At 64.6% G+C, this 25,644-nt stretch carries 22 protein-coding genes; 18 read left to right on the top strand and 4 right to left on the bottom strand.

Annotated features, from left to right (window positions below; genetic code table 11):
• Nucleotide 1 precedes the first annotated feature (1 nt).
• From hisH to coaA, 7 genes are all read left to right on the top strand, one after another.
• Nucleotides 2-652 (top strand): imidazole glycerol phosphate synthase subunit HisH, encoded by a 651-nt coding sequence (gene hisH, locus NKI21_RS02645; RefSeq protein WP_352864388.1) that lies wholly within the window; start codon nucleotides 2-4, stop codon nucleotides 650-652.
• Between the two features lie 6 nt (nucleotides 653-658).
• Nucleotides 659-949 (top strand): DUF1330 domain-containing protein, encoded by a 291-nt coding sequence (locus NKI21_RS02640; protein WP_127289536.1) that lies wholly within the window; start codon nucleotides 659-661, stop codon nucleotides 947-949.
• Between the two features lie 4 nt (nucleotides 950-953).
• Nucleotides 954-1,703 (top strand): 1-(5-phosphoribosyl)-5-[(5-phosphoribosylamino)methylideneamino]imidazole-4-carboxamide isomerase, encoded by a 750-nt coding sequence (gene hisA / locus NKI21_RS02635; protein WP_352864383.1) that lies wholly within the window; start codon nucleotides 954-956, stop codon nucleotides 1,701-1,703.
• Nucleotides 1,700-2,536 carry an arginase family protein gene (locus NKI21_RS02630; protein ID WP_352864380.1) on the top strand — a complete coding sequence of 279 codons (837 nt, stop codon included), beginning with the start codon at nucleotides 1,700-1,702 and terminating at the stop codon, nucleotides 2,534-2,536. Before hisA ends, NKI21_RS02630 begins: the two co-directional genes overlap by 4 nt.
• Nucleotides 2,533-3,327, top strand: a complete 795-nt coding sequence (gene hisF, locus NKI21_RS02625; RefSeq protein ID WP_164748906.1) for an imidazole glycerol phosphate synthase subunit HisF — start codon at nucleotides 2,533-2,535, stop codon at nucleotides 3,325-3,327. The genes NKI21_RS02630 and hisF overlap by 4 nt, the downstream gene beginning before the upstream one ends.
• A 70-nt stretch (nucleotides 3,328-3,397) precedes the next feature.
• Nucleotides 3,398-3,721 (top strand): phosphoribosyl-ATP diphosphatase, encoded by a 324-nt coding sequence (locus NKI21_RS02620; RefSeq protein ID WP_352864377.1) that lies wholly within the window; start codon nucleotides 3,398-3,400, stop codon nucleotides 3,719-3,721.
• A gap of 23 nt (nucleotides 3,722-3,744) precedes the next feature.
• Entirely contained in the window at nucleotides 3,745-4,704 is a 960-nt protein-coding gene (coaA, locus tag NKI21_RS02615; RefSeq protein WP_027039969.1) for a type I pantothenate kinase, read from the top strand.
• Here the strand turns inward: coaA and NKI21_RS02610 are convergent.
• From NKI21_RS02610 to NKI21_RS02595, 4 genes are all read right to left on the bottom strand, one after another.
• Nucleotides 4,691-5,320 (bottom strand): alpha-ketoglutarate-dependent dioxygenase AlkB family protein, encoded by a 630-nt coding sequence (locus NKI21_RS02610; protein WP_352723393.1) that lies wholly within the window; start codon nucleotides 5,318-5,320, stop codon nucleotides 4,691-4,693. The genes coaA and NKI21_RS02610 overlap by 14 nt on opposite strands.
• Nucleotides 5,321-5,485: 165 nt before the next feature.
• Nucleotides 5,486-5,959 (bottom strand): peptidoglycan-binding protein LysM, encoded by a 474-nt coding sequence (gene lysM, locus NKI21_RS02605; protein WP_128302729.1) that lies wholly within the window; start codon nucleotides 5,957-5,959, stop codon nucleotides 5,486-5,488.
• A 91-nt stretch (nucleotides 5,960-6,050) separates the two neighbouring features.
• Nucleotides 6,051-6,488 carry an alternative ribosome rescue aminoacyl-tRNA hydrolase ArfB gene (gene arfB / locus NKI21_RS02600; RefSeq protein ID WP_023810634.1) on the bottom strand — a complete coding sequence of 146 codons (438 nt, stop codon included), beginning with the start codon at nucleotides 6,486-6,488 and terminating at the stop codon, nucleotides 6,051-6,053.
• Between the two features lie 84 nt (nucleotides 6,489-6,572).
• Complete coding sequence (locus NKI21_RS02595; RefSeq protein WP_352864371.1) at nucleotides 6,573-8,198, bottom strand: phosphoenolpyruvate carboxykinase; 1,626 nt, start codon at nucleotides 8,196-8,198, stop codon at nucleotides 6,573-6,575.
• 343 nt (nucleotides 8,199-8,541) lie between these two features.
• Between NKI21_RS02595 and NKI21_RS02590 the strand changes: the two genes are divergently transcribed.
• The 11 genes from NKI21_RS02590 to addA all read left to right on the top strand — a co-directional run bounded on the left by NKI21_RS02590 (nucleotide 8,542) and on the right by addA (nucleotide 25,605).
• On the top strand, nucleotides 8,542-9,243 hold the full coding sequence (locus NKI21_RS02590) for a response regulator transcription factor (RefSeq protein WP_013528337.1): 702 nt from the start codon (nucleotides 8,542-8,544) through the stop codon (nucleotides 9,241-9,243).
• Nucleotides 9,244-9,263: 20 nt separating this feature from the next.
• A complete protein-coding gene (locus NKI21_RS02585) occupies nucleotides 9,264-11,048 on the top strand; it encodes a sensor histidine kinase (RefSeq protein WP_013528336.1) in 1,785 nt (594 codons plus the stop codon).
• Nucleotides 11,049-11,080: 32 nt separating this feature from the next.
• Nucleotides 11,081-11,527, top strand: a complete 447-nt coding sequence (locus NKI21_RS02580) for an HPr kinase/phosphorylase (protein WP_023810631.1) — start codon at nucleotides 11,081-11,083, stop codon at nucleotides 11,525-11,527.
• 164 nt (nucleotides 11,528-11,691) lie between these two features.
• On the top strand, nucleotides 11,692-12,093 hold the full coding sequence (locus NKI21_RS02575) for a PTS sugar transporter subunit IIA (protein WP_010912939.1): 402 nt from the start codon (nucleotides 11,692-11,694) through the stop codon (nucleotides 12,091-12,093).
• A complete protein-coding gene (locus tag NKI21_RS02570; RefSeq protein ID WP_023810630.1) occupies nucleotides 12,090-12,386 on the top strand; it encodes an HPr family phosphocarrier protein in 297 nt (98 codons plus the stop codon). Before NKI21_RS02575 ends, NKI21_RS02570 begins: the two co-directional genes overlap by 4 nt.
• A gap of 172 nt (nucleotides 12,387-12,558) precedes the next feature.
• Nucleotides 12,559-13,959, top strand: coding sequence for an adenosylhomocysteinase (ahcY, locus tag NKI21_RS02565; protein ID WP_023810629.1), 1,401 nt, complete (start codon nucleotides 12,559-12,561; stop codon nucleotides 13,957-13,959).
• A gap of 199 nt (nucleotides 13,960-14,158) precedes the next feature.
• Complete coding sequence (locus NKI21_RS02560; protein ID WP_023810628.1) at nucleotides 14,159-16,714, top strand: sensor histidine kinase; 2,556 nt, start codon at nucleotides 14,159-14,161, stop codon at nucleotides 16,712-16,714.
• A gap of 8 nt (nucleotides 16,715-16,722) precedes the next feature.
• Nucleotides 16,723-18,234 (top strand): tRNA (adenosine(37)-N6)-threonylcarbamoyltransferase complex ATPase subunit type 1 TsaE, encoded by a 1,512-nt coding sequence (gene tsaE, locus NKI21_RS02555; protein WP_023810627.1) that lies wholly within the window; start codon nucleotides 16,723-16,725, stop codon nucleotides 18,232-18,234.
• The gene (locus tag NKI21_RS02550; RefSeq protein WP_023810626.1) at nucleotides 18,231-18,959 is read left to right on the top strand and encodes a nucleotidyltransferase family protein; all 729 of its coding nucleotides are present in this window, start codon (nucleotides 18,231-18,233) and stop codon (nucleotides 18,957-18,959) included. The genes tsaE and NKI21_RS02550 overlap by 4 nt, the downstream gene beginning before the upstream one ends.
• Nucleotides 18,956-22,090: a double-strand break repair protein AddB gene (addB, locus tag NKI21_RS02545; protein ID WP_352773858.1), complete on the top strand. Its 3,135-nt coding sequence runs from the start codon at nucleotides 18,956-18,958 to the stop codon at nucleotides 22,088-22,090. The genes NKI21_RS02550 and addB overlap by 4 nt, the downstream gene beginning before the upstream one ends.
• Nucleotides 22,087-25,605, top strand: a complete 3,519-nt coding sequence (addA, locus tag NKI21_RS02540; RefSeq protein ID WP_352440515.1) for a double-strand break repair helicase AddA — start codon at nucleotides 22,087-22,089, stop codon at nucleotides 25,603-25,605. Before addB ends, addA begins: the two co-directional genes overlap by 4 nt.
• Nucleotides 25,606-25,644: the final 39 nt, after the last annotated feature.

Raw genomic sequence — 25,644 nt, 5'->3', positions numbered from 1 at the left:
CATGCGGGTTGCGATCATCGACTACGGCTCGGGCAATTTGCGCTCGGCCACCAAGGCTTTCGAGCGCGCCGCGCTGGAAGCCGGCATATCGGCCGATATCGACCTGACCGCAGATGCCGAGCGGGTGCGCACGGCCGATCGCATTGTCCTGCCCGGCGTCGGCGCCTATGCCGACTGCGCGGCCGGCCTGCAGGCCGTCGAAGGCATGTGGGAAGCCGTCGAAGAGGTCGCGATCGTCAAGGGCCGGCCGTTCCTGGGCATCTGCGTCGGCATGCAGCTGATGTCCGAGCGCGGCCTGGAAAAGACAATCACCAACGGCTTCGGCTGGATATCGGGCGACGTGAAGGAGATCATGCCTTCCGATCCGGCGCTGAAGATCCCGCAGATCGGCTGGAACACGATCGAGCTCAAGCGCCAGCATCCGCTGTTTGCCGGCATACCGACTGGCGCAAGCGGGCTGCATGCCTATTTCGTGCATTCCTATCATCTCGATGCGCGCAAGGCGGACGAGGTTCTGGCGGTTGCCGACTATGGCGGCCCGGTGACGGCGGCTGTCGCCCGCGACAATCTCGTCGGCACGCAGTTCCACCCGGAAAAGAGCCAGGCGCTCGGCCTGACGCTGATCACCAATTTCCTGCGTTGGAGGCCCTGAAAACCGATGAGCAAGAAGGGCTACTGGATGGCGATGGTCGAGGTGACCGATCCGGAAAACTATCCGCTATACATTGCCGCCAACAAAGCGGCTTTCGACAAATATGGCGCAAAATTCCTGACCCGCGGCGGTCAGTCGTCGAGCCCGGAAGGGCCATCGGGCAATCGCCATGTCATCATCGAGTTCGAGAGCTACGCGGTCGCACTCGCCTGCTTCCATTCGCCCGAATACCAGGCGGCGCTGAAGTTCCGACGCCTCTATTCGACGTCGCATTTCGCCATTGTGGAAGGCGCCTGAACGGATGATCCTTTTCCCCGCCATCGACCTCAAGGACGGCCAGTGCGTGCGCCTCAGGCACGGTGACATGGCCACCGCGACCATCTACAACGACGATCCTGCCGCTCAGGCGCGAGCCTTCGAGCAACAGGGCTTCGAATGGCTGCATGTCGTCGACCTCAACGGCGCCTTCCAGGGCCAGAGCGTCAACAGTGCGGCGGTCGGCGCCATCCTCAAGGCGACGAAGAACCCGGTGCAGCTCGGCGGCGGCATCCGCACGCTGGCGCAGATCGAGGACTGGCTCGATCGCGGGCTGGCCCGCGTCATCCTGGGCACGGTGGCGGTGCGTGACCCGGACCTGGTCAAGCAGGCCTGCAAGGCGTTTCCGGGCAAGGTCGCCGTCGGCATCGACGCCAAGGGCGGCAAGGTCGCCGTCGAGGGCTGGGCCGAGGCGTCGAGCCTTGGCGTCATCGAACTGGCGAGGAAATTCGAGGGCGCCGGCGTCGCCGCCATCATCTACACCGACATCGACCGCGACGGCGTTTTGACCGGCATCAATTGGGACGCCACCATCGACCTCGCCGATGCCGTGTCGATCCCGGTGATCGCTTCCGGCGGCCTCGCCTCGATCGCCGACATCGTGCGCATGACCATGCCCGATGCGCAAAAGCTCGAAGGCGCGATCTCCGGGCGCGCGCTCTATGACGGTCGCATTGATCCGGCCGAGGCGCTGGCGATCCTGCAGGGCCGGCCAGCGGCGGAGACGCAGACGTGAAAATCTCCATTATCCTGGCGTCCTATGACAGCGGCCATTACCATGGCGGCATGGGCCAGGGTCCGGACGCGCTGGTCTCAGGCGGGCTCGTCGACGCCCTGACGATGGCCGGCCACGATGTGATGGTCGAGGATATCGGCAAGGTTGGAGATGCCCAGGAGCGCGAAATCGCCACCGGCTTTGCCGTCTGCAACGCGGTTGCGAGCGAGGTTCGCCTTGCCCGTGACGCCGGTCGGTTTCCCATCGTCCTTGCGGGAAACTGCCTGACCAGCGCCGGCGCGGTCGCCGGTGAGGACGCCGATGCGATCATCTGGGCCGACCAGCATGGCGACCTGAACACGCCCGAGACATCCACATATGGCTTTCTCGACGGCATGGCGCTGGCGACGGTGCTTGGCCTGTGCTGGCGGCCGATGGCGTCGGCCATTCCCGGCTTCAGGCCGATCGATCCGTCGCGTTGCGTGCTCGTCAACGCGCGCGATCTCGATCCGGACGAGAAACGGCTGCTGGAGACATTGCCGATCGTGCGGACGGAATGCTCCGGGGTGGCCCAGGCGGCCGAAAGACTGAAGATAGCCGGCGCCAGACGCGTGCACATGCATCTCGACATGGACGTGCACGATCCCCGGGAGCTGCAGGCCAACCGCTATATCACTTCGGGCGGCCCGAGCCCGGAACAGCTGCGCGACGCCACTTGCGCCATGGCGCTTGCGGTGCCGGTCGTCGGCATCACCGTCTCCGCCTACGACCCGGCCTTCGACGCCCAAGCCGATGTTCCGCCGCTGGTTGGCCAGTTGCTGAACGATCTCATCGCCACGATAGAGGGCCGCTGATGCTGAAAGCCCGTGTCATCCCCTGTCTCGACGTCAAGAACGGCCGTGTCGTCAAGGGCGTCAACTTCGTCGATCTCGTCGACGCCGGCGATCCGGTCGAGGCGGCCAAGGCCTATGACGCGGCCGGCGCCGACGAACTCTGCTTCCTCGACATCACCGCTTCGTCGGACAATCGCGAAACCATCTTCGACGTCATCGCACGCACCGCCGAACAATGTTTCATGCCGCTGACCGTCGGGGGCGGCGTGCGCCAGGTCGCCGATATCAGGAAGCTGCTCTTGGCCGGCGCCGACAAGGTGTCGATCAACACGGCCGCGGTGAAGAACCCGGATTTCGTTGCCGAGGCCGCCGACAAGTTCGGCAACCAGTGCATCGTCGTCGCCATCGACGCCAAGAAGGTGTCGGGCACCAGTGAGACCGACCGCTGGGAGATCTTCACCCATGGCGGCCGCGAAAAGACCGGCATCGATGCGGTCGAGTTCGCCCGGAAAATGGTCGATCGCGGCGCCGGCGAGATCCTGCTGACCTCGATGGATCGCGACGGCACCAAGGCCGGCTACGACATCGCGCTGACCCGCGCGATATCAGACGCCGTGCGCGCGCCGGTGATCGCTTCCGGCGGTGTCGGCACGCTCGACCACATGGTCGAAGGCATTCGCGACGGCCATGCCGGCGCGGTGCTGGCCGCGTCCATCTTCCATTTCGGCACCTACACGATAGCGCAGGCCAAGGCGCATATGGCCGCCGCGGGGCTGCCGATGCGGCTGGACTCTGTGAATAATCGGCCCTAAAGCATGATCCCGAAAAGTGGGAACCGGTTTTCGGAAAAGATCATGCTTAAACAAGCAGATAGATGGCGCCATGGCTGAGTTTTCGCTTTCCGATCTGGAAAAAATCGTTGGGGAACGCGCCCATTCCGGCGACCCGGACTCGTGGACGGCAAAACTGTTCGCGCGCGGCATCGACAAGGCGGCGCAGAAGCTCGGCGAGGAGGCGGTCGAGACGGTGATTGCCGCCGTCAAGGGCGACAAACCGGCCATCGTTTCGGAAAGTGCCGATCTTATATATCATTGGCTCGTCGTTCTCGGCCTCTCCGGGGTTCCGCTGAGCGACGTGCTTACGGAACTCGAAGGCCGCACCCGGCGTTCGGGCATCGCCGAGAAGGCGTCACGGCCCAAGGGCTGACCGCGAGGAGGGCAGGTATCTCGATGGATCAGCTCGCGCCAACCGAGAAATATTCCCCCTTTCGTTTCTTCTCCGCCGATCAATGGTCGCAATTCCGTGCCGACACGCCGCTGACGCTGAGCGCGGACGAATTCCGCCGCCTGCGCTCGCTCAACGATCCGGTCGATCTCGAAGAGGTCACGCGCATCTATCTGTCGCTGTCGCGGCTTTTGTCCGCGCATGTCGAAGCGAGCCAGCTGCTGTTTCGGCAACGCCAGGCCTTCTTCAACGCGGTCGACGTGGTCAAGACGCCCTTCATCATCGGCATCGCCGGTTCGGTCGCCGTCGGCAAATCGACCACCGCACGCGTGCTGAAGGAACTGCTGGCGCGCTGGCCGTCGAGCCCCAAGGTCGATCTCATCACCACCGACGGCTTCCTGCTGCCCAACGAGGTCCTGCGCCGCGAGAACCTGATGGAGCGCAAGGGGTTCCCCGACAGCTACGATGTGGGCGCACTGCTGCGCTTCCTGTCGGGCATCAAGTCGGCGCTGCCCGATGTCCGCGCGCCTGTCTATTCGCACCTGACCTATGACGTCATTCCTGGCGAGTTCGTCACCATCGACCGGCCCGACATATTGATCTTCGAAGGCATCAATGTCCTGCAGCCCGGCAAGCTGCCGCAGGACGGCAAGATCGTCCCTTTCCTGTCGGACTTCTTCGACTTCGCCATCTACATCGATGCCGACGAAAAGCTGATCCACAACTGGTACATTTCCCGCTTCATGCGGCTGCGTGAGACCGCCTTCCGCAACCCGGACTCCTTCTTTCACCGCTATTCGCAGCTGTCGGAGGGTTCGGCGCGCGCCATCGCCGAAGGCCTGTGGACCAACATCAATTTGAAGAATCTGCGCGAGAACATTCTGCCGACGCGAGCGCGCGCCGACCTCATCCTGCGCAAGGGCGCCGACCACCTGATCGAGGAAGTGGCGCTCAGGAAGCTGTGACGGCCGGCTCCGTCACCCGTCGTAATGTCAGATTGATCCGCCCACCGTTTTTCAGCAGTGCCGAGGTCGAGGGATAGATCCGATCGACGCCGTGAAAGCACAGCCGCCCCTCGCCGCCGAGCACCACGACGTCACCGCTTTGCAGCCTGAACGACCGGGTCGCCCCGTCACGCGTCGTCTGGCCGACCCTGAACAGGCAATCGTCGCCCAGTGAGACGGAGACGACCGGCGCCGAAAAATCAGCCTCGTCGCGGTCCTGATGCAGCCCCATTTTTGCATCCGGCGTGTAGAAATTGATCAGGCACGCTTCCGGTGGATTGGGATAGCCCGATACCTGCCGCCACAGCTCGAGCAGCGCCTCCGGGATTGGCGGCCATGGTGAGCCTGTCGCGGGATGCGTCGGCTGGTAGCGGTAGCCCTGTTCCTTGTCGGTGACCCAGCCGAGCGGGCCGCAATTGGTCATGCGCACGCTCATCTCCTTACCGGTGCGCGGCATCGCAGGCACGAACAGCGGCGCTTGCTGCACGATGCTTCGCACCTCATCGACCAGCGTCTCCTGGACACTGCGTGACAGGTAAGCCGGCATGTGGCGGACACCTTTGGGCAGAACGAGCACGGATTCGGTCACCTCCCGGATGGTTCGGAACCGTAAAATGTCACGATCAAAAGAAAACGGCGACCCGAAAGCCGCCGTTCTAACTCTTTGTTTGGCACAATTCCGGACGGAAAACCGTTTCACACTTTTCCTGGAATTGCTTTTCGCAAATTGGCATCGCCTTGATCAGGCGAGATCTGGGATGCGCAGCACCTGGCCCGGATAGATCTTGTCGGGATGGGTCAGCATCGGCTTGTTGGCCTCGAATATGACCGTGTTCTTGACGCCTTGGCCCTTGCCGTAGCTTTTCTCGGCGATCTTCCAGAGATTGTCGCCCTTCTTCACCGTGTAAAAGGTGGGCTCCTTGGCCGGGGCGGCGGCCGTGCCAGACGCTGGCGCGACCTGCAATTCGTCCGCCTGCACCTTGGAGACGCCGAGCGTGTTGCCGACGGCGATGACTGCCTTTTCGAAGATCGATTGATCCTTGACCACGCCCTTCAGCACCGCCGTGTCACCCTTGACGACGACCTCGACGCCATCGGTGCCGAGTTTGTGCGAATCGAGCTCCTTCTTGAGCGTGTCGGCCGTGGGTGCGGCTTCTTCGTCGCCGCCGATGCCCAGTTTCTTGCCGACGCTCTTGACGAAATCGAACATGCCCATCCTTGGGTCTCCCTTGCTAATGGCAATGGTTGAACCTTGCATCTGCGGCCCAAAATGGGAAGTCGTTTTGTGCGCGTGATTGGTGTGGTGCTTAATCGTTCTCCACCCGGCCGCGCAGCTTCTTGATCGTGCCGCGCCCGGCCTTGCTCTTCAGCCGCCGCTCCACGGCGCCCTTCGATGGCCGTGTCTTCTTGCGCGGCGGCGGTGGCGGTTCGGCGGCCTTGGCGACCAATGCCGTCAGCCGTGCCCGCGCATCCGCCCGGTTCTGTTCCTGGGTGCGGAAGCGGCCTGCCTCGATGACGATGACACCGTCCTTGGTGGCACGCTGGCCGGCAAGTTTGATCGTCCGCTCGCGCACGCGCTCCGACAGACCCGTTGCGTTGGCCGCGTCGAAGCGCAGCTGCACCGCCGTCGCCACCTTGTTGACGTTCTGGCCGCCGGGGCCGGACGAGCGGATGAAATCCTCGTGCAGGTCGCCCGGATGGATAACCGCATCGCCTGATATGATGATGTTGTCGTCGCTCGCCATGCCGCAGTCATGGCGCGGCGGATCGAAAAAGAAAAGGCCCGATCGAACCGGGCCTTTCAACGAAAGCTGAACCCTGTGGCGCGATTACTCCGCCGCTTCCTGCATGCGCGGCGCGGCGCCCAGCACCACGGCGTCGACATGGCTTTCGAATTTCTCGAAATTGACGGCGAACATGCCGACCAGCCTTGCCGCCTGCCGGTCATAGCCGGCCTTGTCGGCCCAGGTCGCCCGGGGGTCCAGAATCATCGGGTCGAGAATGCCGCTGTCGACGCCCGGGACAGCCACCGGCACCTCGAAACCGAAATGAGGGTCGGTGCGGAACTCGGCCGTCTTCAGCGAGCCGTCAAGTGCGGCGGCAAGCAAGGCGCGCGTCGCCTTGATCGGCATGCGCTTGCCGGTGCCGTAGGCGCCGCCGGTCCAGCCGGTATTGACCAGCCAGCAATCGGCGCCGTGGCCTGCAATCAGCTCGCGCAGCAGATTGCCGTATTCAGAGGGATGGCGCGGCATGAACGGCGCACCGAAACAGGTCGAAAACGTCGCTTCTGGCTCGGTTACCCCCTTTTCGGTTCCGGCGACCTTGGCGGTGTAGCCGGAGAGGAAGTGATACATCGCCTGCGCCGGGGTCAGCCGCGCGATCGGCGGCATCACGCCGAAGGCGTCGGCGGTCAGCATGATGATGTTGTTGGGATGGTTGGCGCGGCCGGTCTTGCTGGCATTGGGGATGAAGTCCAGCGGGTACGCGCAGCGTGTGTTTTCGGTCAGCCTTCCGTCGTTGAAATCCGGCACGCCATCGGCGTCGAGCACGACATTTTCCAGCACCGTGCCGAAGCGCTGCGTGGTGGCGAAGATTTCCGGCTCGGCTTCCGCCGACAGCTTGATCGTCTTGGCGTAGCAGCCGCCTTCGAAATTGAAGATGCCGTGCGGTCCCCAGCCATGCTCGTCGTCGCCGATCAACGTGCGCGAGGGATCGGCCGAGAGCGTCGTCTTGCCGGTGCCCGACAGGCCGAAGAAGATGGCGGCGTCGCCGGCCGCACCCTCATTGGCCGAGCAATGCATCGGCATCACGCCTTTCGCCGGCAGGAGATAGTTGAGCATGGTGAACACCGACTTCTTCATCTCGCCGGCATAGGAGGTGCCGCCGATCAGCACGATCTTGCGCGAAAGATCGACGGCGATCACCGTTTCGGTGCGGCTGCCGTGACGGAGGGGATCGGCGCGGAAGGACGGCAGGTCGATGATCGTCATCTCGGGCACGAACTGCTCGAGTTCGGTGGCACCGGGACGAATGAGCAGATTGCGGATGAACAGCGAGTGCCAGGCAAATTCGGTGATCACCCTGGTCGGCAGCCTCGACTCCGCATCGGCGCCGCCGACCAGATCCTGGACGTATAGATCCTTGTCCGCGGCATGCGCCTGGAAATCGGCGAGCAGCGTGTCGAACTGGGCCGGCGAGATCGCCTTGTTGTTCTCCCACCAGACATGTGGTTCGGTGTCACCGTTGCGGACGACGAACTTGTCCTTGGGCGAGCGGCCGGTGTGCTGGCCGGTCTCGGCGACCAGCGCGCCATGGGCGGTTAAGCGGGCCTCGCCGCGCCGGATCGATTCCTCATAAAGGGCAGCCGCACCGAAATTATAGCGCACCACGCCGGTGGTTTTCAGGCCGATATGATCGATCGCGCAGGCGGAATTGCGTTTGCCGACTTCCGACATCGAGTGTCCCTCTTGGATTTGCCGCATCTTTGCCGGCACGTTTCCAGCACGCCCACTACGCGGGCTGAGATGGTCAGAACCAGAAAAGGCAAATGATATCAAATCATTAATCGATTTAAATATTTTGAAAGTTGTTTAAATCGTTTATATGTGCAAAAAGTTTCGCGGTTGCCCAAAGGATTGGCGATGTACGTTCGTCCAACCCATGTCGAGGTAGGATTGTGGCCGCCGGCATGCCGCGCGTGACAGCGGACAAGGCCTATGCCACATTTTGTACCTAATTTGTCCTGCAAAAGCCCCTTCTCTACGACAGAAGGGACAGCTCATGAGGGAGCCGCTTGAAATGGCAACAATCGCGCTTGTCGATGACGACCGCAACATTCTGACATCGGTGTCGATCGCCTTGGAATCCGAGGGGTATCGCGTCGAGACCTACACGGATGGTGCGTCGGCGCTGGAAGGCCTGGCGGCACGCCCGCCGAACCTTGCCATCCTCGACATCAAGATGCCGCGCATGGACGGCATGGAACTGCTGCGCCGGATGCGCCAGAAGTCCGACCTGCCGGTGATCTTCCTGACCTCCAAGGACGATGAGATCGACGAGTTGTTCGGTCTCAAGATGGGCGCCGACGACTTCATCCGCAAACCCTTCTCGCAGCGCCTGCTGGTCGAGCGCGTGCGCGCCGTGCTGCGCCGCGCCAGTGCCCGCGAGGCTGCCGCCAAGACGCCAAGCCAGCAGGCCCGCTCGCTCGAGCGCGGCCAGCTCGTCATGGACCAGGAGCGCCACACTTGCACCTGGAAAGGCGAGCCGGTGACGCTCACCGTCACCGAGTTCCTGATCCTGCATTCGCTGGCGCAGCGTCCAGGCGTCGTAAAAAGCCGTGATGCGCTGATGGATTCGGCCTATGATGAACAGGTCTATGTCGACGACCGCACCATCGACAGCCACATCAAGCGGCTGCGCAAGAAGTTCAAGGCCGTCGACGACGACTTCGAGATGATCGAAACCCTTTACGGAGTCGGATACCGGTTCCGCGAAGCGTAAGTAGCAGGGCCTGCTATTCGATGGCAGTGGAAGCACAGCGAACAAGACCGGCGGGCGCCTCCAGGCGGCCGTCGCGGATCATGCCGTCCTTCGTCTCGAAGATCACGGTGCCGATGCGCCGCTTCCTTGGTCATCATATCTTTTCCAGCCTGACGCGGCGTATCCTGTTCCTCAACCTTGCCGGCCTCGCCGTCCTGGTGACCGGCATCCTCTATCTCAACACCTTCCGCGACGGACTGATCGACGCCCGCGTCGAAAGCCTGATGACCCAGGGCGAGATCATCGCCGGCGCCATTGCCGCGTCGGCGACCGTCGAGACGGATTCGATCAGCATCGACCCGGAAAAGCTGCTTGAGCTGCAGGCCGGCGAAAGCCTGGGACCCGGCTCCGACCAGCTCGACAATCTCGACTTCCCGATCAACCCGGAGCGGGTCGCGCCGGTGCTGAGAAGGCTGATCTCGCCGACCAGGACCCGCGCACGCATCTATGACCGCGACGCCAATCTGCTGCTCGATTCGCGCCACCTCTATTCGCGCGGCCAGATCCTGCGCTACGATCTGCCGCCGGTTGAAGAGGAAGAGCCCGATCTTGTCGAGCGCATCCAGAAATTCGTCTTCGACTTCTTCCGCAACACCGAGCTGCCGGTCTATCACGAGCAGCCGGGCGGCAATGGCGCCGCTTTCCCGGAAGTGGTCAAGGCTCTCACCGGCAGCCCGTCGACCATCGTGCGCGTCAGCGAGCAGGGCGAGCAGATCGTTTCGGTGGCGGTGCCGATCCAGCGCTTTCGTGCCGTCCTCGGCGTGCTGATGCTGTCGACCGAAGGCGGCGACATCGACAAGATCGTCGCCGCCGAGCGCAAGGCGATCCTGCGCGTCTTCGGTATCGCGGCCCTTGTCACCGCCATCCTGTCGATGCTGCTTGCCTCCACCATCGCCAATCCGCTGCGCCGGCTGTCGGCGGCGGCGGTGCGGGTGCGGCGCGGCGTCAAGAGCCGTGAAGAGATCCCCGATTTTTCCGACCGTCAGGACGAGATCGGCAATCTGTCGATCGCCATACGCGACATGACCAACGCGCTCTACGCCCGCATCGAGGCGATCGAAAGCTTCGCGGCCGATGTCTCGCACGAGTTGAAGAACCCGCTGACGTCGCTGCGCAGCGCGGTGGAAACCTTGCCGCTGGCCAAGAACGACGATTCGCGCGGCCGGCTGATGGATATCATCCAGCACGATGTCAGGCGGCTGGACCGGCTCATCACCGATATTTCCGACGCATCGCGCCTGGACGCGGAGCTCGCGCGTGAAGATGCCGGGACGGTCGACCTGAAGAAATTCATCACCGATCTCGTCGCCGTTTCGCGCGAGGCGACGCGTAACAAGAAGGCGGTCGAGATCGAGTTCAAGGCCGCCAAACTGCCGCAGGGCGTCAAAGGCTACGTCGTCGTCGGGCATGATCTGCGCATCGGCCAGGTCATCACCAATTTGATAGAGAACGCCCGCTCCTTCGTCCCCGAGGATCATGGCCACATCAGCCTGTCGCTGGCGCGTGCCGGCAAGTTCAACATCGTCACCGTCGACGACAATGGCCCCGGCATCCGCGCCGACAACATCGACCGCATCTTCGAGCGCTTCTACACGGATCGGCCGGCCGGCGAGGCATTCGGCCAGAATTCGGGCCTTGGCCTGTCGATATCCAGGCAAATCGTCGAGGCCCATGGCGGCACGCTGACCGCCGAGAACATCCCCGGCACCAAACCCGGCGAGATCAAGGGCGCACGCTTTGTGGTGACATTGCCGGCCGAAGGCTGAGAGCATGAATTCCAACCACGCTTGGTCCAGCCGTGCAGCCTGAAAACATTCACGCGACAATGGTTTTGATCGGCGAGCGCGGCATTCTCGTCACCGGAGCATCCGGCTCGGGCAAGACGACGCTGGCACTGGCGCTCATCGACCATTGTCGCCATCGCGGCCTGTTCTCGCGGCTCGTTGGCGACGATCAGCTCTTCGTCGAGGCGCATGCCGGGCGGCTGCTGTGCCGCGCTCCCGCCGCCATAGAAGGCCTCGCCGAGGTGCCGGGGCTCGGCCCCCGACCTCTGCCATTCGAGCCGGCAGGCCTCGTCGACCTCCATGTCCGCCTGGTGCCGGCCGGCGAAGCGGTGCGCTTCCAGGAGGATACCGCAAGCAGCATTGCGGGCTGTCTGGTGCCGCGGGTCGACGTGGTCGAACGCAATGTCCCAGCGGTCTTGCCGGTCGTGATGGCGCGGCTGTCGATCGCGCCTTTTCTATGATCCGTTCCGGGTTTTTTGCTGCAATGCGTCAAAATGGCATGTGCCTGCGCAATTTTGGGCTTGTCAACGGGCCGTGCGTCGACAAGATAGCGCTCCCGCCGCCTGGATTGGCTGGCGAGCATAAAATGCGCCTGTGAAGCGGCGATGACGGGAGCCACCAAAGAATGATCGGACTCGTGCTTGTAACGCACGGTCAACTGGCCACCGAGTTCCGACATGCCGTCGAACATGTCGTCGGGCCACAAGACAATTTCGAAACCGTGGCGATCGGTGCCGACGACGATATGGAGCAGCGTCGCCGCGACATCGTCGACGCTGTTGCCCGTGTCGATACCGGGGCGGGCGTCATCGTGCTGACCGACATGTTCGGCGGCACGCCCTCCAACCTTGCCATTTCGGTGATGGAATCCGGCCGCACCGAGGTGATCGCCGGCATGAACCTGCCGATGCTGATCAAGCTCTCCTCGATCCGCAAGGGCGACAATATGGCCGCCGCGCTCGATGAGGCTCAGGCCGCCGGTCGCAAATACATCAACGTCGCCAGCCAGCTCCTGAGCAGCAAATGAACGCCCTGTCGCCGGAAAAAGATCAGATTGTCCGGGACTTTCCCATCATCAACCAGCGTGGCCTTCATGCCCGCGCTTCGGCGAAGTTCGTCCAGCTGGCCAGCGGCTTCGATGCCTCGGTGCATGTCGAGAAGGATGGCGTCAAGGTCGGCGGCACCTCGATCATGGGCCTGATGATGCTGGCGGCAAGCCCCGGCTATTCGATCCGCGTCACCGCCAGCGGGCCGGAGGCCCGGCAGGTCATCGACGCCCTGGAGCAGCTGGTGGCGTCCCGCTTTGGCGAGGAATGCTGAGTGCAGATGCGCGCCTGAGAGACATGCAGGGATAAAGATTTCTTTATATCCCATTGTCGACCCTGCTCCGATCTGCTAGTCAGGCCGGCAATTCGCGCCCTTCGACGCGCCGACCGGCGCGGGCGTGTCCGCAACAAATTCGCAAGCACAACATTCGCATCGGAGTACTGCCATGACGGGTAGCAAGGACTATGTGGTCGCCGACATCTCGCTTGCCGGCTGGGGCCGCAAGGAACTCGAGATCGCCGAAACCGAAATGCCGGGCCTGATGGCCTGCCGTGAGGAATTCGGTCCCAAGCAGCCGCTCAAGGGCGCGCGCATCACCGGTTCGCTGCACATGACGATCCAGACGGCGGTGCTGATCGAGACGCTGAAGGAGTTGGGCGCCGATATCCGCTGGGCCTCCTGCAACATCTTCTCGACCCAGGACCATGCGGCCGCGGCCATCGCCGAAGCCGGCATCCCGGTGTTCGCCGTCAAGGGCGAGTCGCTCGAGGAGTATTGGGACTACACCGACAAGATCTTCCAGTGGGCCGATGGCGGCCTCTCCAACATGATCCTCGATGATGGCGGCGACGCCACCATGTACATCCTGATCGGCGCCCGCGCCGAGGCCGGCGAGGATGTGCTGTCCAATCCGCAGAGCGAGGAAGAGGAATACTTCTACGCCCAGGTCAAGAAGCGCCTGAAGGCTTCGCCCGGCTTCTTCACCAAGCAGAAGGCGGCGATCCGCGGTGTCACCGAAGAGACGACCACCGGCGTCAACCGGCTCTACCAACTGCAGAAGAAGGGCCTGCTGCCCTTCCCCGCCATCAACGTCAACGACTCGGTCACCAAGTCGAAGTTCGACAACAAATATGGCTGCAAGGAATCGCTGGTCGACGGCATCCGCCGCGGCACCGACACGATGATGGCCGGCAAGGTCGCTGTCGTGTGCGGTTATGGCGACGTCGGCAAGGGCTCGTCGGCCTCGCTCAAGGGCGCCGGCGCCCGCGTCAAGGTCACCGAGGTCGATCCGATATGCGCCCTGCAGGCGGCGATGGACGGTTTTGAAGTCGTCACGCTGGAAGATGCGGCCCCCACCGCCGACATCGTCATCACCACCACCGGCAACAAGGATGTCGTCACCCTCGACCATATGCGCTCGATGAAGGACATGGTCATCGTCGGCAACATCGGCCATTTCGACAATGAGATCCAGGTCGCCGCGCTGCGCAATTTGAAATGGACAAACGTTAAGCCGCAGGTCGACATGATCACCTTCGCGGACGGCAAGCGGATGATCCTTTTGTCGGAAGGGCGGCTGCTCAATCTCGGCAACGCCACCGGCCACCCGAGCTTCGTCATGTCGGCATCCTTCACCAACCAGGTGCTGGCCCAGATCGAGCTCTACACCAAGCCCGGCCAGTACGAGAACCAGGTCTATGTCCTGCCCAAGCATCTCGACGAAAAGGTCGCGCGCCTGCATCTCGACAAGCTCGGCGCCCGCTTGACCGAACTGTCGGGTGAACAAGCCGCCTATATCGGCGTCACGCCGCAGGGTCCGTTCAAGCCGGAACACTACCGCTATTAACCAAAGCTAAAATTGCTACCAGATATTGAGGCCGGGCGATTGACTTTTCGCCCGGCCATATTTTTGCGCGCCATCAGCCTTCACGGCGATTCGGCGAGGGGTTATTGTCAGGTGATTCGGCGATGCTTCCAGCCCGAGAGGGTCAAGAGAGGCACGCATCAGGGCGGTCTTGCATTCAGGCGGCGGAGAGGACCAAGACATGCCGGGGCAACACCCGCACAGAGCGGGACGGGCCGTTTCCGGCGGCCATGACGATTCGGGGATTGCTGGCTCCGCCCTGGAAGGCGGGAGCCTGTCCTGGCGCGCCCGCGCGTCGACATTTCTTGCCACCTCCGCGCTCACGGTCCCCTTGGCTGGCGCCGTCGCGCATGCCGAAACCGCTGCTGCCAGCGTGGCTGGACTGTCGCTGAGCGCCATCGAGGTCATGCAGCTTGCCGTGTTCGTCGGCGTGACTGGTGCCGCGCTGATATCGGCCATCGTTCTCATCCGCGAAAGAGCCCGCACCTCGGCGGAGAATGTCGAACTCAGGAGCCGCCTCGCCGACATCAACGCGGCGCTCCGCCGCTCCGAGGCGCTGCTCAATCTGCGCGACCAGCGCGTCGTCGTCTGGGCCGCGGAAAACAAGAAGCCCGAGCTCATCGGCACATTGCCCGTCGAAAGCGGCGCTCCCGAGGATAGGGCCGCTTTTCTTGCTTTCGGCCGCTGGCTGATGCCGCGTTCGGCGGCGGCACTCGAACATGCCGTCGCGGGATTGCGCGAAAGGGCCAAACCCTTCGACCTCGTCATCGAATCGCAGGCCGGCGCGCCGCTCGAAGTGCATGGCCGCAAGAGTGCCGCGCATGTGCTCGTGCGTTTCGTCTCGCTCTCGGAGACGCAGCGCAGCCAGGCCAGGCTGAAGATCGAGAACCAGCGGCTGGCCGCCGACCACGACACGATGATCGGCCTGCTCGACGCGATGAACATGCCGGCATGGCTCCGCGGCGAGGATGGCGGGCTGAAGTGGGTCAACCGCGCCTATGCCGATGCCGTCGAAGCCGAAAATGCCGAAGCCGCGGTTCGGGAGAAAAGGGAGTTCCTCGGCGGTCAGGCGCGCGATGCTATTGCCGCCCAGCACAAGACGCATCCGGTTTTCGAGCAGTCGCTGTCCACCGTGATCGAAGGTGACCGCCGTGTGTTCGCGGTCACCGATTTCGCCGGCAGCGATGGCTCGGCCGGCCTTGCCTGCGACACCAGCGCCATTGAGGCCGTTCGCGGCGAATACGAACGGACGGTGCGAAGCCACGCCGACACGCTCGACCAGCTCAACACGGCGGTCGCCATTTTCGACATCGACGAGAAGCTGCGGTTCTTCAATCAGGCCTTCCAGAAGCTTTGGGGGCTGGACGCCGGCTTCCTGCACAGCGCACCCGACAATGCCTTGCTGCTCGACCGGCTGCGCAGCGAAGGCAAGATCGCCGAACAGCCTGAATGGCGCCGCTGGAAGGAAGGCCTGCTCGGCGCCTATCGCGCCGTCGAATCCCAGGAACATTGGTGGCATCTGCCGGATGGCAAGACCATTCGCGTCGTCGCCAATCCGCAGCCCAAGGGCGGCGTGACCTGGGTGTTCGAGAACCTGACCGAGAAGATGGACCTCGAAAGCCGCTACCAGACAGCGGTGCGGGTTCAGGGCGAGACGCTCGACAATCTTGCCGAAGGCGTGGCGGTGTTCGGACCCGACGGCAGGCTCCGGCTGTCGAATCCTGCCTTTGCCACTCTCTGGGGATTGAGCGGTGAAGCGGCCAAGCCCAGCGTCCATGTGTCGGCGATACGTGACCTCTGCGACCGGCAGGCCGCGGACAGCCCCTGGCCCAGCTTCGTTGCCGCCATCACCGGCTTTGACGACGAGCGCCGCGACCGCCACGGACAGACCGAGCTCAACAACGGCAATGTGCTGAGTTACGCCATGATCCCGCTGCCCAACGGGCAGGTGATGATGACCTTCGTCGACGTTACCGACAGCGTCCATGTCGAGCGGGCGCTGAAGGACAAGAACGAGGCGCTGCAAAAATCCGACCAGCTCAAGAATGAATTCGTCCAGCACGTCTCCTATGAACTGCGCTCGCCGCTGACCAACATCATCGGCTTCACCGAACTCCTGTCGCAGCCCACGACCGGTCCGCTGTCGCAGAAGCAGCGCGAATATGTCGAGCATGTCAGCTCGTCCTCCTCGGTCCTGCTCACCATCGTCAACGATATCCTCGACCTGGCGACGGTGGACGCCGGCATCATGCAGCTCGACATTTCCGAGGTGCAGGTCGATCGCACCATCGCCGCTGCGGCCGAGTTGGTGGCCGACCGGCTGGAAGAGCATTCGATCAGTCTCCAGGTGGACGCCGTTGCGGCGCCGAAGACGTTCCATGGCGATGAGGTCCGCGTCCGCCAGATCCTCTACAATCTGCTCAGCAACGCCGCCAATTACGCCCCGGAAGCCAGCATCATCCGGCTCACTTGCCGCCATCTGGCGGATGGGGTGGAATTCTCGGTTCATGACGACGGCCCCGGCATGCCGCCGGATGTGCTTGATTCGGTGTTCCGCCGTTTCGAGCCGCGCGCCAATGGCGGCCGCCGGCGCGGCGCCGGCCTCGGCCTGTCGATCGTCAAGAGCTTCGTCGAGCTGCATGGCGGCAGCGTTCGCATCGAAACCGGCAAGGACAAGGGCACGACCGTCATCTGCACCTTTCCAGACATGCCGGGCATCCGCGCCGCGGCCGAGTAGCGCGTTCGATGACCGGACTGGTGCTGGAGCGATTACTCGCCGACGAGACCCACACAGCGCGGCTGGGCGAAGATCTGGCGCTGTCGCTGCGCCCGGGCGACGTGATTGCCCTCAAGGGCGATCTGGGCGCCGGCAAGTCGACGCTGGCGCGGGCCTTGATCAGGACCCTGGCCGACGATGCCGGCCTCGACGTTCCGAGTCCGACCTTCACATTGGTGCAGAGCTACGACACCCGCATTCCGGTCCATCATTTCGATCTCTACCGCCTGTCCTCGGCGGACGAGCTCGATGAGCTTGGGTTCGACGAAGCCCTGGCGCAGGGTGCTGCTTTGGTCGAATGGCCGGAACGGGCGGAAGCCCATCTGCCGAAAACCACGATCCTGATAGAGCTCGTCCAGCATGGCGACGGCCGGCTGGCGCGATTGTCAGGGCAGGGTGATGCCTTCGATCGGGCGGCACGGTCGCTGGCCATGCGCGACTTTCTCGTGAACGCCGGCTGGGGGGAAGCGCAGCGCCGCCATTTCATCGGCGATGCCTCGGCCCGCTCCTATGAGATCGTTTCGCTGCCGGACCGAAAGCCGCAAGTGCTGATGAACTCACCACGGCTGGTGCTCGGCCCGCCGGTTCGCGACGGCAAGCCCTATGCAGAGATCGCGCACACCGCCCAGTCGGTCTCCGCCTTCGTAGCCATCGACCGCGCCTTGAAAGCGGGTGGGGTCAGCGTTCCGGAAATCCATGCCGAGGACCAGGAGCAGGGATTTTTGCTGCTCGAACATCTCGGTTCCGAGGGGTTTCTCGGCGGCGATGGCCAGCCGGTGGCCGAGCGCTACATGGCGGCGGCCGAGCTGCTGGCCATGATGCATGGCAGGACCTGGCCGCAGCGCCTGGAAACAGGACACGGCGGCTTCCACGATGTGCCGCCTTTCGACCGCGATGCCATGATGATCGAAGCCGATCTGCTGGTCGACTGGTATGTACCGGCGATATCGGGCGACCCGGCAAGTGACAGCTTGCGCGCCGGTTACCACAAGCAATGGAACGCGCTCCTCGACCGGCTGCAAGGCCGCGAGTACACGCTGATGCTGCGCGATTTCCATTCACCCAACATCATCTGGCGCGGTGATCGTTCCGGCCATGACCGGCTGGGCATCGTCGATTTCCAGGATGCGCTGATCGGCCCGTCCGCCTATGACGTCGCTTCGCTTGCCATGGACGCTCGTGTTACGATGTCGCCCGAGCTCGAGAGAGCGGCGCTCGACGCCTATGTCGCCGCGCGCCACGCAGCCGGTGCTTTCGACGAAGCAAGCTTCCTCGAAACCTACGCCGTCATGGCGGCGCAGCGGAATTCCAAGATCCTCGGCATCTTCGTCCGTCTCGAAAAGCGCGACGGCAAGCCCTATTATCTGAAACACCTGCCGCGCATCCGCGATTATCTGCGCCGGGCCTTGTCTCATCCGGCGCTGGCAAGCCTGCGCGAGTTCTACGACGCCCACGGTTTGCTGGAGGAGCGAGCGCTGTGACAGCAGGACCCGACACCGCCATCGTACTCGCAGCCGGGCTTGGCAAACGCATGCGGCCGATTACCGACACCATCCCCAAGCCGCTGGTCAGGATAGCCGGCAAGACGTTGCTCGACTGGAGCCTCGACAGCCTGGCCGCCGCCGGCGTCGGCAAGGCGGTCGTCAACGTCCACTACTTTCCCGAACAGATCGTCGCCCATGTCACTGCCCGCCGCGCGCCAAACATCGTCATTTCCGACGAGAGCGAACAACTGCTCGATTCCGCCGGCGGCATCGTCAAGGCGTTGCGGGAACTGGGCGATCAGCCCTTCTACATCCTCAACGCCGACACGTTCTGGATCGATGACGGTCCTCTCAATCTCCAGCGCCTCGCCCTTGCATGGGACGCGGCGAAAATGGATATTCTGCTGATGCTGGCGGATCTCCAACAGGCGACCGGACACTGCGGCAGCACCGATTTCCTGGTGGCGCCGGATGGCGGCTTGCGGCGTTCGAAAGGCGACCCGGCGGGGCTGATCTATGCCGGGGCGGCGATCGTCCATCCGCGCCTGTTCGAGGGTGCACCGGCCGGGCCGCACTCGCTCAACGCCTATTTCGATTCCGCCATCGCGGCCGGCCGCCTGTTCGGCATGCCGATGCATGGCCACTGGATCACCGTCGGCACGCCCGATGCCGTACCGCTCGCGGAAGCGGCGGTCGCCGGTGCGCTCATCGAGTCGCAATGAGCGGCTCCAGCCGCGTTTTCTCGATCCCGCCCGGAGCGCCGTTTCTGCCGACGCTTGCCGAGGCGCTGCTTGCCGGCCGTCTTGTCCCGGGGTTTCGATTTGACGGCGACCCGCTCGCTTTGGCCGATGTCACCATCTATGTGCCGACACGCCGTGCTGCGCGCGCTCTGCGGGGTGTCTTCGTCGACAGCCTGGCGGCACGCGGCGGCGGCGGCTCGGCGATCCTGCCGGTCATCCGGCCACTGGGCGAGTTCGACGAGGATGAGGCCGCATTCGAGACGGAGGCATCGGCGGCCATCGATCTCGCGCCGCCGATTTCGGCAACCGAACGCCTGTTGCTGCTGACGCCGCTGGTTCGGGCCTGGAAACGCCGGCTGCCGGCGCATGTCGCCGCCCTTTTCGCCGAGGAGATCGTCATCCCGGCTTCCACCGCCGACGCAATCTGGCTGGCGCGCGATCTCGCCCGGCTGATGGACGAGATCGAGACGGAAGGCACCGACTGGGCCAAGCTCACAGATCTGGTGACCGGCAATCTTGCCGGATGGTGGCAGGTGACGCTCGAATTCCTCGGCATCGTCACCGAAGCCTGGCCGAAATTCCTCGCGGAAAGCGACCGCTCCAATCCGGCCGCGCATCGCAGTGCGCTGATCCGCGCCGAGGCGGCGCGGCTGCTGCGCAATCCGCCCGCCGGCCCCGTTATCGCCGCGGGCTCGACCGGCTCGATACCCGCCACGGCCGAACTGCTTGCCGCCATCGCCGGCCTGCCCGGCGGCGCCATCGTGCTGCCCGGCCTCGACCGTACGCTGGACGAAGCGTCGTTCCAGGCAATCGCCGCGCCAGGCGCGCGTCCAGCCGTGCTCGGCCACCCGCAATATGGCCTGGCCAGATTGATCGCCAAGGTCGGCGGGCTGCGCGGTGACGTCGACGAGCTCGGCGTGGCCGAGCCGCGTCTGGCGCTCCGCGCCGCTCTTGTCGGCGAAGCGCTGCGGCCGGCCGAGACCACCGAACTCTGGGCCGAGACACGTGCGGGCTTCCCGGCCTCCGATATGGCCGGCGCCTTCGCCGGGGTGACCTTGCTCGAAGCTGCAAGCGAACGTGATGAAGCCGTCGCCATCGCCGTCGCGCTCAAGCGCGCGGTTGAACAGCCCGGCCAAAGGGCGGCTCTCGTCACCGGCGACCGCGCGCTGGCGCGGCGCGTCTCGATCGAGCTCCAGCGCTTCGGCGTCGCGGCCGACGATTCCGGTGGCACGCCGCTCGCCAACACCCCCGCGGCCAGCCTGCTCAGGCTGGCGCTCGAGGCATTATTCAGGCCAGGCGATCCGGTCGGCCTGCTGTCGCTGCTCAAGCATCCGCTGCTTGGCCTTGGCCTCGAACGGGCCGATGTGCGCCACGCGGCGGAACTGGTCGAGCTGGTGGCGCTGCGCGGCGGCACCGGCCGCCCCGACATCGTTTCGCTGCCGGAACTGTTTGAGGCCCGCCTCACCGGCCTGGGCGGCGGCAGCCGGCAGCCCTTCTGGTTTTCCCGGCTGACCGTGCGCTCCATCGAAACCGCCCGGAATTTGCTTGAACGTCTCAAGCAGGCGCTGGCGCCGCTCGCAGCCTTCCGCGGCCGGGACGATGCCGACCTTGCCGCGCTTGTCAGGGCCAGTGTCGCCATCCTCGAAAATCTCGGCCGCACCGTCGATGGCGGCCTTGCCGAACTCTATGCCGGTGACGCCGGCGAGAAGCTTGCCGAACTGCTGCGCGGGCTGGTCGCGGCTTCGGCTTCGCTATCCTTCGCGGCGACCGAGTGGCCCGATATCATGGCGGCGCTGATCGCGCCTGAAACGGTCAAGCCGGCACACGGCACCGACCGGAACATCGCCATCTGGGGCGCGCTGGAAGCGCGCTTGCAGACTGTCGATACGCTGGTCATCGGCGGGCTCAACGAGGGCGTGTGGCCGCGCAAGCCAGAGAGCGACCGCTTCATGTCGCGGCTGATGAAGACCGGCATCGACCTCGAACCGCCGGAACGGCGCATCGGCCTTGCCGCGCATGATTTCCAGATGGCCATGGGGGCTGGGAAGGTCGTGCTGTCCCGCTCGGCGCGTGCCGGCGACGCACCCGCCGTGCCATCACGCTGGCTGCAGCGGCTGTTGACCTTCATCGGCAACGATCAGGCAGCAGAGTTGCGCCGGCGTGGCGACGAACTGCTCGCCTGGGCGCGCGCGCTGGATACAGGCCCAAGGCAGGATTTCGCGCCACGGCCGCAGCCGAAGCCGCCCTTGTCGGTGCGCCCGACGCATTTCTCGGTCACCGAGATCGAGACCCTGCGCCGTGACCCCTACGCCGTCTATGCAAGACGCATCCTCGGCCTGATGCCGCTCGGTCCGGTCATTCGCGATCCTGGTGCGGCCGAGCGCGGCACGCTGTTTCACGCCATCCTGCACCTGTTCTCAGGCAGCGTCGCCGATCCGCGCGCGCCCGATGCGCTTGCCGGCCTTATCGCCGCCGGTCACGCCTGCTTTGCCGAAGCCGCCCTTCCTGCCGATGTCGAGGCGGTGTGGTGGCCACGTTTCGAGAAACTCGCCGCAAACATCATCGAGTGGGAGCGCACGCGCGCCGATGCGGTGACAAGGCGCCATGCCGAGGAGCGCGCCGGAAAGACCGTCGTCGGCCAGTCCGGCGTGACGCTGTCCGGCTACGCCGACCGCGTCGATCTGCTGGCCGGCGGCATGGCCGACATACTGGATTACAAGACGGGGTCCTCGCCGTCCAAGGCGCAGGCGCACACACTGCTTGCGCCGCAACTGGCGTTGGAGGGCGCGCTGCTCAGGCGCGGCGCCTTCAAGGATCTGGGCGCGCGCGAGCCCTCTCAACTGGCCTTCATCAGGCTGAAGCCGAATGGCGAGGTGTTCGAGGAATCCATCCTCGAACACAATCGCCAGCCGCGGACCGCGACCGATCTTGCCGAAGAGGCCTGGGCGCGGCTGGAAAAGCTGTTGATCCACTATGCCGATCCTGCGACGGGTTATCTGTCGCGCGCGCTGCCGTTCCGCGAAGGCGAGACCGATGGCGACTACGACCATCTTGCCCGCGTGCTCGAATGGTCGGCAGGCGGCGATGCCGGTGACGAGGGAGGGGAGGCATGAAAAAGGCCTATCCGATCCCCAGCGACACCGCGACCAGCCAGGCCCGCGCCGCCGATCCCGGCAATTCCGCCTGGGTGTCGGCGAATGCCGGATCCGGCAAGACCCATGTGCTGGCCCAGCGCGTCATCCGGCTGCTGCTGCGCGGCACCGATCCGTCAAAGATACTGTGCCTGACCTATACGCGTGCCGCCGCCGCCAACATGTCGAACCGGGTGTTCTCGACGCTGTCGGAGTGGACGACGCTTGGTGACGCGGACCTTGCGGCAAAGGTCGAGGCGCTGGAGGGCCGCCGGCCCGATCTCGAGACCATGCGCCGGGCGCGGCGCCTGTTTGCTGAGGCGCTTGAAACGCCTGGCGGGCTGAAGATCCAGACCATCCACGCCTTCTGCGAATCGGTGCTGCACCAGTTCCCGCTGGAAGCCAATATCCCGGCCCATTTCGAGATGCTCGACGGCCAGATGGAGGCATCGCTTTTTGCCGCGGCGCGCCGCGAGATGATTTCGGGCACATCCGCCGGTGACAGGGATCTGGCCGAGGCTTTTGCCGCCATTCTCGATCGGGGCGGCGAAGCCGGGCTAGACGCCTTGCTGGGTGAGATCGTGCGCAAGCGCGACGGCTTGCGCAATTTCATCGACGCCGTCGGGCGTGACGGCACGCGCTTCCAGGCCCTGTTCGACGAATTCCATTTCCACCCAGGCCAGACGGCCGAGGGCATAGCCGCTTCGGTATGGCCGTTGCCGGGTTTCCTGCCCGACTATTTTGCCGGCTTCGCCCACGCAGCCGAGGCCACCGACGCCAGATCGGTGCTGAACAACATCTTGCCCTATGCGCGGCAGGCTTTCGCCGAGGGCGATCCCATTCGGCGCCTGCAACTGCTCGCGCGAGCCTTCCTCAAGACGGATGGCGACGCCTACGACCCGGCAAAGGCCTTCAAGAAGGCCCTGGTCGACCGGCTGCCGGATCTGGCGGAGCGCTATCTCTCGGCCGCCAACGCCATCGTCGAAACCACCGACCGGCTGGCCCTGTTCCGGATGCTGGAGGGCACAGCTGCCGCGCTGACCATCGCCGACTGGCTGATCGCCCGCTACGAAATGCTGAAGCGCAGCCGCGGCTTTCTCGATTTCAACGACCTGATCACCCGCACCGTCAACCTGCTGGCGCGACCAGACGCCGGCCCCTGGGTGCAGTACAAGCTCGACCAAGGCATCGACCATATCCTGCTCGACGAGGCGCAGGACACCAGTCCGGACCAATGGGAAGTGGTGAAACGGCTGGCGGAAGAATTCTTTGCCGGCTTTGGCGCGCGCGACAGGGTCCATCGCACGGTCTTCGCCGTCGGCGACGAGAAGCAGTCGATCTATTCGTTCCAGGGTGCCGCCCCGGACTCCTTCGCCGACAGCCGGCTGTTGTTCGCGGGACGAGTGCGCGACGCAAAGGCGTCCTTTGCCGACCTCAAGCTGACCTGGTCGTTCCGCTCGACCGACGATGTTCTGACCGCGGTCGACCGCGTCTTTGCCGACGCGAGCGTGCGGCGCGGCATCAGCCATGATCCCGATCCGCTGCGCCACCAGGCGATCCGCACCGACGCACCGGGCTATGTCGAGGTGTGGCCGTCAGTCGGCGCCGATGTCGTCGATGAGCCCGACGACTGGACGCAAGCCATCGACCATGCGCACGCGCCGGCGGTGCGCGTGGCCGAGAACGTCGCCGCCACCATAGCCGGCTGGATCGGCACCGGTGAGATCATCGAGGGTCGCGGCAAGCGGCTGCGGCCGGGCGATGTCCTGGTGCTGGTGCGCAAGCGCGATCGCTTCGTCCATGCGCTGACCCGCGCACTCAAACGCCGCGACATTCCGGTCGCCGGCGCCGACCGGCTGAGCCTGCCCGGGCACATCGCGGTCAAGGACCTGATTGCGCTCGGTCACCTCCTCATCCAGCCGCAGGACGACCTGTCGCTCGCCGCGGTGCTGCGCAGCCCGATCTTCGATCTGCCGGAAGAGACGCTTTTCACGCTCGCCGCGCAGAGGCCGGCTGGCCTGTCGTTGATCGCATCGCTGCGCCAGCACGCCGGCGAAAGCGAGAGAATGGCGAAGATCGTCGCTCAGGTCGACATCTGGACGAACGAGGCCGCCTTCAAACCGGTGTTCGAGTTTTACGCTTGCCTGCTGGCGCGCGATGGCGTGCGCCGCAAGATGATCGCGCGGCTTGGGCCCGAAGCCGGCGACATTCTCGACGAGTTCCTGAGCTTCTGCCTTGCCGAGGAGCGGACCGGCCTGCCGGGGCTGGAAGCCTTCCTGTCGACGCTGGAAAACGCCGGTCCCGAGATCAAGCGGGAGATGGACCAGACCCGCGACGAGGTCCGGGTCATGACCGTGCACGCTGCCAAGGGGCTGGAAGCGCCGGTCGTGTTCCTGGTCGATGGCGGTTCCGCCCCGTTCAGCGACCAGCATTTGCCGCGCCTGATGCCCTTCGACGGCTCCGGCGCGAACTGGGACGGCAAGGGCTATCTCTGGCGCTCGGCCAGCGACGTCGCCAACGGCTTTTCCAAAGCAGCGGCAGCGCGGGCACGGGAACTCGCCGACGACGAATACCGCCGGCTGCTCTATGTCGGCATGACCCGTGCCGAGGACCGGCTGATCGTCTGCGGCTATCACGGCAAGCGGGCGCCGAACGCCGGCACCTGGCACTCGATCGTCAGCCGCGCGCTGATCGGCGCGCCGGAAAGCGAACAGCGTGCGCATCCCGCCGGCGGCGAGCCGGTGCATCGTTTCCATGTCACCAAGCTGCCGCCGGTCGCACAGGCTTCCAGCGAGCAGGCGCGGCGGACGGATGCTTTCGGACCTTTGCCGGCGACTTTGTTCCGGCCCTTGCCGCCCTTCGAGGATCTGCCGCGTCCGCTGTCGCCATCCGGTGTCTCGGCGCTGATAGACGAAGGCAAGGAAGCTGTGGTCGACAAGACGTCTCCGGTGCTGGACGCCGATGCCGAGCCGGGCTTTGCCGTGCTGCGGGGGCTTGCCCTGCACAAACTGCTGCAGATGTTGCCCGGCATTGCGGAGCCTGACCGCTCGGACGCCGCCGAGCGCTATCTCGCACGAACGGGTGCTGATTGGCCTCCGTCAGAGCGTAAAAAGGCCCTGGCGTCGGTCACGTCAATCCTTGCCGATCCCGGCTTCGGTCAGCTGTTTGCACCGTCGTCGCGCGCCGAGGTCGCGATCATGGGCAGCCTGGAGGTCAAGGGCAAGAAGCGCTCGATTTCCGGCAAGATCGACCGGCTGGCGGTGACATCGGACAGTGTGTCGATCGTCGACTACAAGACCAATCGGCCGGCGCCCGGCTCTCTGGCCGAGGTTACGCCGGCCTATGTCCTGCAGCTCGCGCTCTATCGCGCCTTGCTGCAACCGCTCTATCCCGGCCGCATGGTCAAGGCGGCCTTGCTGTTCACCGAGGCGCCACGGCTGATCGAACTGCCGGCCAGCGCCATGGACGACGCTCTTGCTCGACTCACGCGAGCGTGACACAACACCTGCTTGAAGAAGGGCGCGATCGCCACCACA

Origin of the sequence: Mesorhizobium sp. M0715 (assembly GCF_040320355.1) — a bacterium.
Classification (GTDB): domain Bacteria; phylum Pseudomonadota; class Alphaproteobacteria; order Rhizobiales; family Rhizobiaceae; genus Mesorhizobium.
This window is presented reverse-complemented; position numbering and strand designations above follow the sequence as displayed.

Excerpts from the sequence above, each read along its gene's own strand:
- hisH (WP_352864388.1), top strand. The coding sequence starts at position 2 with ATGCGGGTTGCGATCATCGACTACGGCTCGGGCAATTTGCGCTCGGCC.
- NKI21_RS02640 (WP_127289536.1), top strand. The coding sequence starts at position 659 with ATGAGCAAGAAGGGCTACTGGATGGCGATGGTCGAGGTGACCGATCCG.
- hisA (WP_352864383.1), top strand. The coding sequence starts at position 954 with ATGATCCTTTTCCCCGCCATCGACCTCAAGGACGGCCAGTGCGTGCGC.
- NKI21_RS02620 (WP_352864377.1), top strand. The coding sequence starts at position 3,398 with ATGGCTGAGTTTTCGCTTTCCGATCTGGAAAAAATCGTTGGGGAACGC.
- coaA (WP_027039969.1), top strand. The coding sequence starts at position 3,745 with ATGGATCAGCTCGCGCCAACCGAGAAATATTCCCCCTTTCGTTTCTTC.
- lysM (WP_128302729.1), bottom strand. The coding sequence starts at position 5,959 with ATGGGCATGTTCGATTTCGTCAAGAGCGTCGGCAAGAAACTGGGCATC.
- arfB (WP_023810634.1), bottom strand. The coding sequence starts at position 6,488 with ATGGCGAGCGACGACAACATCATCATATCAGGCGATGCGGTTATCCAT.
- NKI21_RS02595 (WP_352864371.1), bottom strand. The coding sequence starts at position 8,198 with ATGTCGGAAGTCGGCAAACGCAATTCCGCCTGCGCGATCGATCATATC.
- NKI21_RS02590 (WP_013528337.1), top strand. The coding sequence starts at position 8,542 with ATGGCAACAATCGCGCTTGTCGATGACGACCGCAACATTCTGACATCG.
- NKI21_RS02585 (WP_013528336.1), top strand. The coding sequence starts at position 9,264 with ATGGCAGTGGAAGCACAGCGAACAAGACCGGCGGGCGCCTCCAGGCGG.
- NKI21_RS02575 (WP_010912939.1), top strand. The coding sequence starts at position 11,692 with ATGATCGGACTCGTGCTTGTAACGCACGGTCAACTGGCCACCGAGTTC.
- NKI21_RS02570 (WP_023810630.1), top strand. The coding sequence starts at position 12,090 with ATGAACGCCCTGTCGCCGGAAAAAGATCAGATTGTCCGGGACTTTCCC.
- ahcY (WP_023810629.1), top strand. The coding sequence starts at position 12,559 with ATGACGGGTAGCAAGGACTATGTGGTCGCCGACATCTCGCTTGCCGGC.
- NKI21_RS02560 (WP_023810628.1), top strand. The coding sequence starts at position 14,159 with ATGCCGGGGCAACACCCGCACAGAGCGGGACGGGCCGTTTCCGGCGGC.
- tsaE (WP_023810627.1), top strand. The coding sequence starts at position 16,723 with ATGACCGGACTGGTGCTGGAGCGATTACTCGCCGACGAGACCCACACA.
- addB (WP_352773858.1), top strand. The coding sequence starts at position 18,956 with ATGAGCGGCTCCAGCCGCGTTTTCTCGATCCCGCCCGGAGCGCCGTTT.
- addA (WP_352440515.1), top strand. The coding sequence starts at position 22,087 with ATGAAAAAGGCCTATCCGATCCCCAGCGACACCGCGACCAGCCAGGCC.